The sequence below is a fragment of the Sphingomonas sp. G5 genome, from assembly GCF_052660795.1.
This window is the reverse complement of the sequence record NZ_CP109660.1, coordinates 1,955,718-1,968,375: the sequence shown is the minus strand read 5'-3', so window position 1 is coordinate 1,968,375 and position 12,658 is coordinate 1,955,718. Positions and strand designations below refer to the sequence as shown.

The window sequence follows — 12,658 nt, the reverse complement described above, 5'->3', positions numbered from 1 at the left end:
AAATCGCCGCGTCTACCCTGCGCAATCCTCCTGCGCGGGGTTCCGGTGCCCGGCAGGATGGAACGACGCGCCGCACGCGGCGCACGACGAACCCGGGAGGTTCCCATGGCCGACGACGAGATGTGGGATGTCACCGACATCCAGGGCACCCCGACGGGAACTCTGCACCGACGCGGCGATGGTCCCGTGCCGACGGGGTCGTTCCACATCGTGGCATCCGTGTGCCTGGTGTCGTCGAGTGGGCGGGTCTTGATGAGCCTGCGGGCCGCGGGCAAGGATTACCCGTTGGCGTGGGAGTTTCCCGCCGGCAGTGCCCTACGCGGAGAGACCAGCCGTACGGGCGCGGTGCGCGAGCTCGCCGAAGAGACCGGGATGGTGCGGACTCCCGACGATCTCGTGCTCGTCGGACGCGTCGTGGAAGAGAGAGCCCTGTTCGACCTGTGGGTGGCTCGCATCGAGGGAGAGCCGGTGCCCGTGCCCGACCCGGAGGAGGTTCAGGATGCCGAGTGGGTCACCCTCGACGTCGTGCACCAGCGATGGCAGGACGGTGTGTTCGCGACGCCGTGGAACGACCGGTTCGATCAGCTGTGGGAGACGCTGGAGCAACGGGTCGCAGAGATGCGCGACCGCGTCGACGGCGCCTAGAACCGCCCCCTTCCCCGGCACGCCCACGAAGCATCCCCTCCGCGGCGATTCGCCGGACGGAGGGGATGTTCGTGTGCGGGACGGGTGGTCTCCGCACTGGCGGGTCGTGGCGCCTACGGCACCTGCACCAGAAGATTCGGCGAGGTGAGGGCGTTGCCGATCCGGCCCGACACGGCATCGCCCAGGATCGTCGAGGTCACGTCCGGCATGCAGGGAGGGGCCGCACCTTTCGGCCGGCCCCTCCGTGTCGGGCGTTGCTCCCTGGCGTCAGGCCGCGTCCCCGATGAGAACGGCGGCACCCTCGTCAGCGGCATCCGCGTGCGATCCGTCGACGTGGGCGAGAAGACGCCGCCCGAAGAGGATGCAGGCGGCGGCGATCAGGACCGACACCGCGGCCATCACGTACGGCACTCCGGCGCCGTACGCGTGCCACAGCATCGCGGCGAGCGGGGGAGCGACCGCACCGCCCAGGAAGCGCACGGCCGAGTAGGCCGACGACGCGACCGAGCGGGGGAGGTCGGTGGCCTCCATGACCGCTTCGGTCAGCGCGGTGTTGACGACGCCCAGCACCAGACCGCCCACGATGATGCAGACGACCAGGGCGGCGGGCGATGACACGATGAACGCGGCCACGAGCAGGTCGAGGGCCAGCAGCGGCAGGGCGATCAGCAGGACCGTCGTCAGTCGCAGCCGACGCAGCAGCAGCGGAGCGACCCAGACGCTGGTGATCGCCAGGCCCACGCCCCAGCCGAAGAAGGTCAGACCGATGCCCATCGCCCCGAACCCGAGGGGGAACGGCGAGAACGCGAGCAGCGTGAAGAAGCCGATGTTGTAGAACAGCGCGGTCGCCGCGAGGATCGCGAGCGCGGGGCGGCCGAGGGCGCGGAACGGCGCGCTGAAGGGCAGAGGGGTGCGCGCGGGCTGGGGTCCGCGCAGGAGGACCGCCACCGCGAGGAACGCGATGGCCATCAGAACGACGACGCCGAAGAACGGCCCACGCCAGCTGACTTCACCCAGGATGCCGCCGAGCAGCGGTCCCACGGCGATGCCGAGGCCCAGCGCGGCTTCGTAGAGGATGATCGCGGCGGAGCTCCCGCCGGATGCGGCGCCCACGATCGTCGCCAGCGCGGTCGAGATGAACAGGGCGTTACCCAGACCCCATCCGGCGCGGAAGCCGATCACCGCGTCGACGCTGCCGCTGATGGCGCAGAAGAACGCGAACACGACGATCAACCCGAGACCGACGAGCAGGGTCGCCTTGGCGCCGATGCGGCTCGAGATCCAGCTGGTGATGAGCATCGCCAGACCGGTCACGACGAGGTAGCTGGTGAACAGCAGTTCCGTCTCGACCGGGGTGGCCTTCAGGGAGTCCGCGATCGCGGGAAGGATCGGGTCGACGAGACCGATGCCCATGAACGCGACGACGCATGCGAAGGCGACGGCCCAGACCTGCGCGGGCTGTTTCCAGACGCTGGGCGCCTTGCTGACTGCTGCGGTACCGGCACTCACCGGACCACCTCCTGTTCTTCTGCGGATCCCGTGGGGGCTCCGCGATCTTCGGTCGGATCGGCGTCGTCTTCGTCGTCGGTGGTTTCGTTTCGACCCGCGGACGTCGGCGCCATCCCCACGCGGAGCGAGAGCGCGGCGGCGGCGACGCCCACGGCATCCCACTCCCTCTCGGAGAGGTCGGCCACGTGCGGCGCGAGGGCCGCGCGGAACTGCTCGTACCACCCGGCCAGCGCGTCGAGGCCCTTCGCCGTCGCGGCGATCACGCTGACGCGCGAGTCGTCGGGCAGGCGGCGGCGCTCGACGAGTCCCGCCTCGTCCATCTGGTGAACGAGGCGGGTCATGCCGGGCTGCGTCACGCGACTGAGTGTCGCGAGATCGCCCAGGCGCTGAGGACCGTGGTCGCGCAGGAGCGTCAGCGTGCGCCACTGCGCGGCGGGGGCGTCGGTCTGGGTGTCGAGAGCCGCGACGCGGGTGAGGGCGTGCACCGCGAGCAGAAGGGTCTGCAGGTCGTCGTGGCGGGTCATATCAAGAAGTATACCCCCGGTATATACCTTGTGTATCTAATCGGACGGGATCACCGGGCGGCGATGCGCGTAGACAACTGATGTGCGTGCGCGAGAAGGATGCGTCCGAGCTCCGCGAGGCGCTCGCCGCCGAAGCGGAACTCCACCCCTGTCAGGCTGAGAGCCCACTGCGGGTCGCCCGCGCGGGTGAACACGGCCGCGCCGAGGCCGTAGCTCCCCTCGACGATCAGCCCAGGGTTCACCGCGTATCCGCGCGCCTGCGTGTCACGGATCCGCGCGCGCAGACGCCCGGGGGAGTGCGACACCCCCCACTTCTCGGGGAGCTCCGGATGTCGCTCGAGATAGGCATCCACCTCGCTCGACGGCAGGAATGCGAGGATCGCCAACCCCGCCGAGGCCACCCCGAGCGGAAAGCGCACCCCCTCCGACAACACGAACGAGCGGATCGGAAAGCTCCCGTCCTCGCGCACCAGGCACACCGTCTCGTCGCCTCGCCGCACCGACAGGAAGGCGCTCTCCTCGGTTCGCACCGCCAGGGAGCGCACGATGTCGCGCGCGGTCGAGGTGATGTCGAACCGGGATGCCGCGACACTCCCCATCAGGTAGAGCTCCGGCCCCGGCAGCCAGTGACCGGTCGGCTCGTCGCGGTCGACGAGCCCCTCGGCGCGGAGGGCGCTGAGGAGGCGATACGCGGTCGGTCGCGTCAGATCGGCGTCGCGCGCGAGGTCGCCGACCGGCGCGCCGGTCTCGCCCGCGGCCGTGACGAGGCGCAGGAGTCGAGCGGCACGCGAGATGGCCTGGGCGCCGGGAACGGATCGCGATGCAGTGTCCACGATGTGGACGCTATGCCCCACGTCATCCACATGACAAGAGCGCGGTCGACTCCGCGGGCCCACCCGGCGCAGCGTAGGAGCACGAAACGAAGGAGTTCGCGTGATCGACAAGACCGTCGCCTCGGCCGCCGAGGCCGTCGCCGACATCCCCGACGGAGCGTCGCTCGCCGTCGGAGGGTTCGGACTCTCGGGCAACCCCGTCGCCCTCATCGAGGCTCTGCTCGCCCAGGGGACCCGCGACCTGTCGGTCGTGTCGAACAACTGCGGCGTCGACGACTGGGGGCTCGGTGTCCTGCTCGGGGCCGGCCGCATCCGCAAGATGACCTCGTCGTACGTCGGCGAGAACAAGGAGTTCGAACGGCAGTTCCTCTCGGGCGAACTCGAGCTCGAGCTCACCCCGCAGGGCACCCTCGCCGAGAAGCTCCGGGCCGGCGGGTCGGGGATCGCGGCCTTCTACACGCAGACCGGCGTGGGCACCCAGGTCGCCGAGGGCGGCCTGCCGCGTCGCTACGACGGGGCAGGCGGCATCGCGGTGGCGTCGCCGGTCAAGGACGTGCGTACGTTCGAGGTGAACGGCGAGCAACGCGAGTTCGTGCTCGAAGAGGCCATCACCACCGATTTCTCGCTCGTGCACGCCTACAAGGCCGATCGTCACGGCAACCTCGTCTTCCGCAAGGCCGCGCGCGCCTTCAACCCCCTCGCCGCGATGGCCGGCCGCACCTGCATCGTTCAGGTCGAGCACCTCGTCGAACCCGGCGAGCTGGATCCGGATGCCGTGCACCTCCCCGGTGTCTACGTGCACCGCATCGTCGAGGTCGGCCCCGACATCCCCAAGCGCATCGAGAAGCGCACCGTGAGTGAGCAGACCCGCTGATGGTTCTCTCCCGCACCGGAATGGCCGCCCGCGCCGCTCGCGAGCTCGCCGACGGCTCCTACGTCAACCTCGGCATCGGCCTGCCCACCCTCGTGCCCAACTACGTGCCCGACGGTATGACGGTCGTGCTCCAGTCAGAGAACGGCATCCTCGGCGTCGGTCCCTACCCGACCGAAGATGCCGTGGATGCCGACCTCATCAACGCCGGCAAAGAGACCGTGACCACCCTCCCGGGGTCGGCGTTCTTCGACTCGGCGCTGAGCTTCGGAATGATCCGCGGCGGCAAGATCGACGCCGCGATCCTCGGGGCGATGCAGGTGTCGGCATCCGGAGACCTGGCCAACTGGATGATCCCCGGCAAGATGGTGAAGGGCCCGGGCGGAGCGATGGACCTCGTCCACGGCGCCGCCCGCGTGATCGTGCTGATGGAGCACGTCGCCCGAGACGGCTCGCCGAAGATCGTCGACGAGTGCTCGCTGCCGCTCACCGGCCGCGGCGTCGTCGATCGCATCATCACCGACCTCGCCGTCCTCGATGTGACGGAGGATGGACTCGTGCTCGTCGAGCTCGCCCCCGGGGTGAGCGTCGACGAGGTGCGGGCCGCCACCGAGCCCGCGCTGACCGTGAGACTCACCGAGGAGATCGCATGACCACCGAGAACGACGTCGTCATCGTCGCCGCCGCCCGGACCCCGCAGGGGCGCTTGAAAGGCCAGCTCGCCCCGCTCACCGCGGTGCAGCTCGGCGCCACCGCGATCCGCGGGGCGCTCGAGCGCGGCGGCATCCCGGCCGACACTGTCGATGCGGTGCTCGTCGGCCAGGTGCTGCAGGCCGGGGCCGGGCAGAACGCCGCGCGACAGGCCGCGATCGCCGCGGGTATCGGATGGGACGTGCACAGCGCCACGATCAACAAGGTCTGCCTCTCGGGCCTCACGGCGATCATCGACGCCGCGCGCATGCTGCGCCTCGGCGACGCCACCGTCGTCGTCGCCGCGGGTATGGAGTCCATGACCCGCGCCCCGCACCTGTTGATGAACTCGCGCGACGGCTACGCGTACGGCTCGGTCGAGGTGCTCGACCACCTGGCGTTCGACGGCCTCACAGACGCCTATGACCGCGAGAGCATGGGCGCGTCGACCGAGCGCGCGAACGCCCGGTACGAGGTCACGCGCGAAGCTCAGGATGCCGTGGCCGCGCGCTCCCACCAGCGCGCCGCCGCCGCGCAAGCGGAGGGGATCTTCGACGCCGAGATCGTGCCGGTGTCGATCCCGCAGCGGAAGGGCGACCCGGTCGTGGTCACCGCCGACGAGGGCATCCGCGCCGACACGACGGTCGAGACGCTCGCGAAGCTGCGCCCCGCCTTCACCGAGGGCGGCTCGATCACCGCGGGCAACGCCTCGCAGATCTCCGACGGCGCGTCGGCGGTGGTCGTCACCACCCGAGCGATCGCCGCCGAGCGCGGGTGGGACGTGCTGGCCGTCGTCGGCGCCTCAGGTCAGGTCGCCGGCCCCGACAACTCCCTGCACGACCAGCCCGCCCGCGCGATCGCCCGGGCGCTCGAGAAGCAGCAGATCTCGGCCTCCGAGCTCGATCTCGTCGAGATCAACGAAGCCTTCGGCGCGGTCGTCGCCCGCTCGCAGGCCGAGCTCGGCCTCTCCGACGAGGTCGTCAACCCGCACGGCGGCGGCATCGCGATCGGTCACCCGATCGGCGCGTCGGGCAACCGCCTCGTCGTGCACGCCGTGCACGAGCTGGTGCGGCGGGGCAGCGGTACGGCCGCGGTCGCGCTCTGCGGCGGTGGGGGTCAGGGCGACGCGCTGATCCTGACCCGCTGACGTCACCCGCACCCACGGCGGAGGGATGCCGCGACCTCGAGGCCACGGCATCCCTCCGACCGTCGTGAAGTCAGCGTGCGAGGCGCTTCTTGAAGAGCTTCTCCTGCTTCTTGGAGACGGGGGAGTCGCCCGCGATCACGCGCCCCCGGCGCGCGCGACGCGTGTCGACGACCGCGCCGATCGCGAGAGCCAGCGTGATGCCCCAGCTGAGCCATGCCAGCGCCGTGCGCCAGGTGAACGGCTCGTCGTTCTTGAGGCCCCTCAAGAGGGTGATGCCGCCGGTGATGGCGCTGAGAAGACCGGTTCCGAAGATGTACTGCCGCATGCGCCCAACCTATCGAGCGGGGCGCTCCGGCGTCGGACCTTGACAGGAGCGGGTCGATTCCCGGAACGACCTCGCGCAATCCGTCCACCCCCTCGACGCGATCGCACCCGCTGTTAGCCTGAGGAAGATCCCCGAGGAGGACCTGTGCCCCAGGCCGATTTCGTCGTCGTCGCCAACCGACTGCCCGTCGATCGCACCCCCGACGGAGAGGGGTGGAGACGCTCACCCGGCGGTCTCGTCACCGCTCTCGAACCGGTGATGCGCAGCGCCGAGGGCGCGTGGGTCGGGTGGGCGGGACAAGCCGATGTGACCGTCGAGCCCTTCGACTTCGAGGGCACGCACCTCGTTCCGGTGCCCCTTTCGGCCGCAGACGTGCAGCTGTACTACGAGGGCTTCTCGAACGACACCATCTGGCCGCTCTACCACGACGTCATCGCCGCGCCCACGTACAAGCGCGCGTGGTGGGACGCCTACGTCAAGGTGAACGAGCGCTTCGCTCGTGCCGCCGCCGACGTCACCGCCGAAGGCGGGATCGTCTGGGTACAGGACTACCAGCTCCAGCTCGTTCCCAAACTGCTGCGCGAACTCCGCCCCGACCTGACGATCGGCTACTTCCACCACATCCCGTTCCCCGCCTACGGCCTGTACTCGCAGCTGCCCTGGCGCAAACAGGTGCTCGAGGGGCTGCTCGGCGCCGATGTCATCGGCTTCCAGCGCGTGGCGGATGCCGGCAATTTCGCCCGGGCCGTGCGGCGTCAGCTGCGATACGAGACCAAAGCCAGCGGCATCCTGGTCCCCGACTCCGCGGGCGGCACGCGCGTGGCTCTCGCGAAGGCGTTCCCGATCTCGATCGACGCCGACTCCTACATCGAGCTCGCGCAGAAGCCCGAGATCCAGCAGCGCGCGAAGGAGATCCGCGAGGGTCTCGGCAACCCCCGCAAGATCCTCCTGGGCGTCGACCGCCTGGACTACACCAAGGGCATTCGCCACCGTCTGAAGGCGTGGGGCGAACTGCTCGAAGACGGTCGGGCCACCGTCGAGGACGCGACCCTCGTGCAGGTGGCGAGCCCGAGCCGCGAGAGGGTCGATGCCTACGTGCAGTTGCGCGACGAGATCGAGATGACCGTCGGGCGCATCAACGGCGACTACGACACCACCACCCACACGGCCATCCGCTACCTGCACCAGTCGTACCCGCGCGAAGAGATGGTCGCCCTGTTCCTCGCCGCCGACGTCATGCTCGTGACGGCGCTCCGCGACGGGATGAACCTCGTCGCGAAGGAGTACGTCGCCAGCCGCATCGACAACCGCGGCGTGCTCGTGCTGAGCGAGTTCGCGGGGGCCGCCGACGAGATGGGCAGCGCGCTGCTCGTCAACCCTCACGACATCGACGGCCTGAAAGACCAGATCCTGCGGGCGATCGACATGCCCGCCGCCGAGCAGGGCCGCCGCATGCGCGCCCTGCGAAAGCGCGTGCGCGACCACGACGTCGAGGACTGGTCGCGTGAGTTCCTCGACGCGCTGTCGGTCTTCCACGAGAAATCGTCGAGCGCCGCCGCGGCGGCCGAGGTCGGCGAGGGCGACGACGGTTCGGTCCCCGAACGCGAGCCCATCGACGAAACGGATGCCGAATGACCGCCGCCGACGTGACGTTCGACGTGACCGCTGCCGGCGTCACGAGAGGGGTGGATGCCGAGTGACCGCAGCAGACGCGACCGTCGAGGCCGTCGCCACCACCGACACGCTCCTCGTCGCGCTCGACTTCGACGGCACGCTGTCGCCGCTCGTCGACGAGCCGATGTCGGCGCGGATGACCCCGGGTGCCCGGGCCGCGGTCGACGCCCTCGCGATGCTTCCGCGCACGGTCGTCGCGCTGGTCTCGGGGCGCTCGCTCGGACACCTGCGCGAGATCTCCGAGCACGACGATTCCTCGCCCATCTGGCTCGCGGGCTCGCATGGCGCGCAGTTCTGGATTCCCGGGGCGGGTGCCCAGGCTGCCGGCGACGACGAGACCGACATCGCCTTGCGTGACCGCCTGCAGAAAGAGGTCACGGACCGCACCGCCGACATGCAGGGGGTCTGGATCGAGCCGAAAGAGTACGGCCTCGGCGTGCACACGCGCACCGCGGATGCCGACACCGCCGACGCCGCGCGATCGCTCGTGGACCAGCTGCTCGCGGCGGAGGCGCCGTCGTGGCGTCGACGCACCGGACACGACATCCTCGAGTTCTCGTTCCGACACGAGGGCAAGGATTCCGCCGTGGCACGGTTGCGCGAGCGTGTCGGGGCGACGGCCGTGCTCTTCGCCGGCGACGACGTCACCGATGAAGATGCTCTGAGCTCCCTGGATGCCGGTGACCTCGGCGTGCGCGTGGGCGGGGGAGACACCGCGGCGACGCTGCGCGTGGAGGACATCGACGCCTTCGTGGCGGTGCTGGATGACGTCGCACGCCTGCGCCGAGCGCACATCCACTGAATCGACGCCGGTTCGACCCGCCCCGTTCGCGTCACGTCGTCGGCGCGCGCAATAGACTTCGACAATGCCCGCACCGCAGAATCCGAACACCGGCGAGTTCGACATCAAGCCCCGCAGTCGCGTCGTCACCGACGGCATCGAAGCCACCACCTCCCGCGGAATGCTCCGCGCGGTCGGGATGGGCGACGAGGACTGGGAAAAGCCCCAGATCGGCATCGCGTCGAGCTGGAACGAGATCACCCCCTGCAACCTCAGCCTCGATCGCCTCGCGCAGGGCGCGAAAGAGGGGGTGCACGCCGGCGGCGGCTACCCGCTCCAGTTCGGCACCATCTCCGTCTCCGACGGCATCTCGATGGGCCACGAGGGCATGCACTTCTCGCTCGTGTCGCGCGAGGTCATCGCCGACAGCGTCGAGACCGTCATGATGGCCGAGCGCCTCGACGGGTCCGTGCTGCTCGCGGGCTGCGACAAGTCGATTCCGGGCATGCTCATGGCATCCGCTCGACTCGATCTCTCGAGCGTCTTCCTCTACGCGGGTTCGATCGCTCCCGGCTGGGTCAAGCTCAGCGACGGCACCGAGAAGGACGTCACGATCATCGACTCGTTCGAGGCCGTCGGCGCGTGTCTCGCGGGCAAGATGAGCGAGGCCGACCTCAAGCGCATCGAGTGCGCGATCGCGCCCGGTGAGGGCGCGTGCGGTGGCATGTACACCGCCAACACCATGGCATCGGTCGCCGAGGCGCTCGGTCTCAGCCTCCCGGGTTCGGCCGCCCCGCCCTCCGCCGACCGCCGCCGCGACTACTTCGCCCACCGCTCGGGAGAGGCCGTCGTCAACCTGCTGCGGCAGGGCATCACCACGCGCGACATCCTCACCAAAGAGGCGTTCGAGAACGCCATCGCCCTCGCCATGGCGCTCGGCGGCTCGACCAACGTCGTGCTGCACCTGCTCGCCATCGCGAACGAGGCCGAGGTCGAGCTGAACCTGCACGACTTCAACCGCATCGGCGACCGCACGCCGCACGTGGCCGACATGAAGCCCTTCGGTCAGTACGTGATGAACGACGTCGACCGGCACGGCGGCATCCCGGTCATCATGAAGGCCATGCTTGACGAGGGTCTGCTCCACGGCGACGCGCTCACCGTCACGGGCAAGACGCTCGCCGAGAACCTCGCCGACCTGAACCCCGACCCGGTCGACGGCAAGGTCATCCACTCGTTCGACGACCCGATCCACGCCACCGGCGGCATCACGATCCTGCACGGCTCGATGGCCCCCGAGGGTGCCGTGGTGAAGTCGGCGGGCTTCGACGGCAACGTCTTCGAGGGTCCCGCTCGCGTGTTCGAGCGCGAGCGCGGCGCGATGGACGCCCTCGAGGCGGGCGAGATCACCGCCGGCGACGTCGTGGTCATCCGCTACGAGGGCCCCAAGGGCGGTCCCGGTATGCGCGAGATGCTCGCGATCACCGCCGCCATCAAGGGCGCGGGGCTCGGAAAAGATGTACTACTGTTGACGGACGGACGATTCTCAGGCGGCACAACCGGCCTGTGCATCGGCCACATAGCTCCCGAAGCGGTGGACGCAGGTCCTATCGCCTTCGTGCGCGATGGTGATCTGATACGGGTCGATATCGCCGCTCGCACTCTCGACTTGATCGTCGATGACGCCGAGCTGAGTTCCCGCCGCGAAGGCTGGGAACCGCTTCCCCCGCGCTATACCCGTGGCGTTCTGGCCAAGTACTCCAAGCTCGTGCACTCCGCCGCGGAGGGCGCGGTCACGGGCTGACGGCCGTCCCCCTTCTCACCTTCTCCCGGTTCTCGAGGTACTCCCATGTCCATCGATTCCTCAACGACGGCCGTGCCGCGGCCGCCCGCCCGCACCGCTCCGGCGCCCGTGATGACCGGCGCGCAGGCGGTCGTCCGATCGCTCGACCTGCTCGGCGTCACCGATGTCTTCGGTCTGCCGGGCGGGGCGATCATGCCCGTCTACGACCCGCTCATGGACGACGAGCACGTGCGCCACATCCTCGTGCGTCACGAGCAGGGCGCCGGCCACGCGGCCGAGGGCTACGCCGCCGCCTCCGGCAAGGTCGGCGTCGCCATCGCGACGTCGGGCCCCGGCGCGACCAATCTCGTCACTGCGATCGCCGATGCCTACATGGACTCGGTGCCGCTCGTGTGCATCACCGGCCAGGTGTTCTCGACGCTCATGGGAACGGATGCCTTCCAGGAGGCCGACATCGTCGGCATCACCATGCCGATCACCAAGCACTCCTTCCTGGTGAAGTCGGCCGACGAGATCCCCGGCGCGATCGCCGCGGCGTTCGAGATCGCCTCGACCGGTCGCCCCGGTCCCGTGCTCGTCGACATCACGAAGGACGCGCAGCAGGCCGAGGCGCCGTTCGTCTGGCCCCCCAAGGTCGAGCTCCCCGGCTACCGGCCCGTCACCAAGGCCCACGGCAAGCAGATCCAGGCCGCGGCCCAGCTGCTCGCCACCGCCAAGAAGCCCGTGCTCTACGTCGGCGGCGGCACCATTCGAGCGAACGCGTCGGCCGAGCTGAAGGTGCTGGCCGAGGCGACCGGTGCACCGGTGGTCACGACTCTCATGGCGCGCGGTGCGTTCCCCGACTCGCACGAGCAGCACCTCGGCATGCCCGGTATGCACGGCACCGTTCCCGCGGTGCTCGCGCTGCAGGAGAGCGACCTCATCGTCTCGCTGGGTGCCCGCTTCGACGACCGTGTGACCGGCAAGGCGGCGCTGTTCGCCCCCCACGCCCAGGTGGTGCACGTCGACATCGACCCCGCCGAGATCTCCAAGATCCGCACGGCGGACGTGCCGATCGTGGGCGATCTGAAAGAGGTGCTCGTCGACCTCGACGCCGCCTTCCGGGCGGCCGACGCCGAGAACCCGCATGACTACACCGAGTGGTGGACCTACCTGAACGGCCTCCGCGAGGAATTCCCGCTCGGGTACACGCCCACCACCGATGGTCTGCTCTCGCCGCAATACGTGATCCAGCGCATCGGCGAGATGACCGGACCCGAGGGCGTCTTCGCCTCGGGCGTGGGCCAGCACCAGATGTGGGCCGCGCAGTTCATCAAGTACGAGCGCCCCAACGCGTGGCTGAACTCCGGCGGCGCAGGCACCATGGGGTACGCCGTGCCCGCGGCCATGGGCGCCAAGGTGGCCCAGCCCGAGCGTGCCGTGTGGGCGATCGACGGCGACGGCTGCTTCCAGATGACCAACCAGGAGCTCGCGACCTGCGTCATCAACGACATCCCGATCAAGGTCGCGATCATCAACAACTCCTCGCTCGGCATGGTGCGCCAGTGGCAGACGCTGTTCTTCGACGGACGCCACTCCAACACCGACCTGAACACGGGTCACGGCACGCGCCGCGTCCCCGACTTCGTCAAGCTGGCCGAGGCGTACGGGTGCCTGGCGATCCGCGTCGAGAAGGAAGACGAGATCGATGCGGCCATCCAGCTCGCGCTCGACACGAACGACCGCCCGGTCGTCATCGACTTCGTCGTGAGCGCCGACGCGATGGTGTGGCCGATGGTCCCGCAGGGCGTCAGCAACAGCTACGTCCAGTACGCGCGCGATCACTCGCCCACCTTCAACGAGCAGGAGGACTGAG

General features: G+C 69.7%; 12 protein-coding genes. 8 read left to right on the top strand and 4 right to left on the bottom strand.

Annotation, left to right across the window (positions count from 1 at the left end; genetic code table 11):
* Window positions 1-105 precede the first annotated feature (105 nt).
* A complete protein-coding gene (locus NE358_RS09595) occupies window positions 106-645 on the top strand; it encodes an NUDIX hydrolase (RefSeq protein WP_289937988.1) in 540 nt (179 codons plus the stop codon).
* A gap of 267 nt (window positions 646-912) precedes the next feature.
* On the opposite strand, the gene NE358_RS09590 is transcribed toward NE358_RS09595, so the two are convergent.
* Genes NE358_RS09590 through NE358_RS09580 form a run of 3 tightly spaced genes read right to left on the bottom strand, consistent with a single transcriptional unit; the run spans window position 913 to window position 3,511 of the window.
* Entirely contained in the window at window positions 913-2,154 is a 1,242-nt protein-coding gene (locus NE358_RS09590) for an MFS transporter (protein ID WP_289937986.1), read from the bottom strand.
* On the bottom strand, window positions 2,151-2,678 hold the full coding sequence (locus NE358_RS09585) for a MarR family winged helix-turn-helix transcriptional regulator (protein WP_103208778.1): 528 nt from the start codon (window positions 2,676-2,678) through the stop codon (window positions 2,151-2,153). Before NE358_RS09585 ends, NE358_RS09590 begins: the two co-directional genes overlap by 4 nt.
* A gap of 50 nt (window positions 2,679-2,728) precedes the next feature.
* Window positions 2,729-3,511 (bottom strand): IclR family transcriptional regulator, encoded by a 783-nt coding sequence (locus NE358_RS09580; RefSeq protein WP_103208781.1) that lies wholly within the window; start codon window positions 3,509-3,511, stop codon window positions 2,729-2,731.
* 100 nt (window positions 3,512-3,611) lie between these two features.
* Here NE358_RS09580 and NE358_RS09575 point away from each other — a divergent pair, with 100 nt between their 5' ends.
* Genes NE358_RS09575 through NE358_RS09565 form a run of 3 tightly spaced genes read left to right on the top strand, consistent with a single transcriptional unit; the run spans window position 3,612 to window position 6,219 of the window.
* Window positions 3,612-4,385: a CoA transferase subunit A gene (locus NE358_RS09575; RefSeq protein ID WP_141377240.1), complete on the top strand. Its 774-nt coding sequence runs from the start codon at window positions 3,612-3,614 to the stop codon at window positions 4,383-4,385.
* Window positions 4,385-5,035, top strand: a complete 651-nt coding sequence (locus NE358_RS09570; protein ID WP_289937976.1) for a CoA transferase subunit B — start codon at window positions 4,385-4,387, stop codon at window positions 5,033-5,035. The genes NE358_RS09575 and NE358_RS09570 overlap by 1 nt, the downstream gene beginning before the upstream one ends.
* On the top strand, window positions 5,032-6,219 hold the full coding sequence (locus tag NE358_RS09565) for an acetyl-CoA C-acetyltransferase (protein ID WP_103208785.1): 1,188 nt from the start codon (window positions 5,032-5,034) through the stop codon (window positions 6,217-6,219). Before NE358_RS09570 ends, NE358_RS09565 begins: the two co-directional genes overlap by 4 nt.
* A gap of 70 nt (window positions 6,220-6,289) precedes the next feature.
* Here NE358_RS09565 and NE358_RS09560 read toward each other — a convergent pair whose 3' ends face one another.
* Window positions 6,290-6,544 carry a cytochrome c-type biogenesis protein gene (locus NE358_RS09560; RefSeq protein ID WP_103208787.1) on the bottom strand — a complete coding sequence of 85 codons (255 nt, stop codon included), beginning with the start codon at window positions 6,542-6,544 and terminating at the stop codon, window positions 6,290-6,292.
* Between the two features lie 144 nt (window positions 6,545-6,688).
* Here NE358_RS09560 and NE358_RS09555 point away from each other — a divergent pair, with 144 nt between their 5' ends.
* The 4 genes from NE358_RS09555 (at window position 6,689) to NE358_RS09540 (ending at window position 12,657) form a co-directional block, all read left to right on the top strand.
* Window positions 6,689-8,179: an alpha,alpha-trehalose-phosphate synthase (UDP-forming) gene (locus tag NE358_RS09555; RefSeq protein ID WP_116239951.1), complete on the top strand. Its 1,491-nt coding sequence runs from the start codon at window positions 6,689-6,691 to the stop codon at window positions 8,177-8,179.
* Between the two features lie 61 nt (window positions 8,180-8,240).
* Window positions 8,241-9,020, top strand: a complete 780-nt coding sequence (gene otsB, locus NE358_RS09550; RefSeq protein ID WP_289937966.1) for a trehalose-phosphatase — start codon at window positions 8,241-8,243, stop codon at window positions 9,018-9,020.
* A gap of 64 nt (window positions 9,021-9,084) precedes the next feature.
* Entirely contained in the window at window positions 9,085-10,803 is a 1,719-nt protein-coding gene (gene ilvD, locus NE358_RS09545; RefSeq protein ID WP_289937964.1) for a dihydroxy-acid dehydratase, read from the top strand.
* A gap of 45 nt (window positions 10,804-10,848) precedes the next feature.
* On the top strand, window positions 10,849-12,657 hold the full coding sequence (locus NE358_RS09540; RefSeq protein ID WP_116239949.1) for an acetolactate synthase large subunit: 1,809 nt from the start codon (window positions 10,849-10,851) through the stop codon (window positions 12,655-12,657).
* The last annotated feature ends 1 nt before the right edge of the window (window position 12,658 follow it).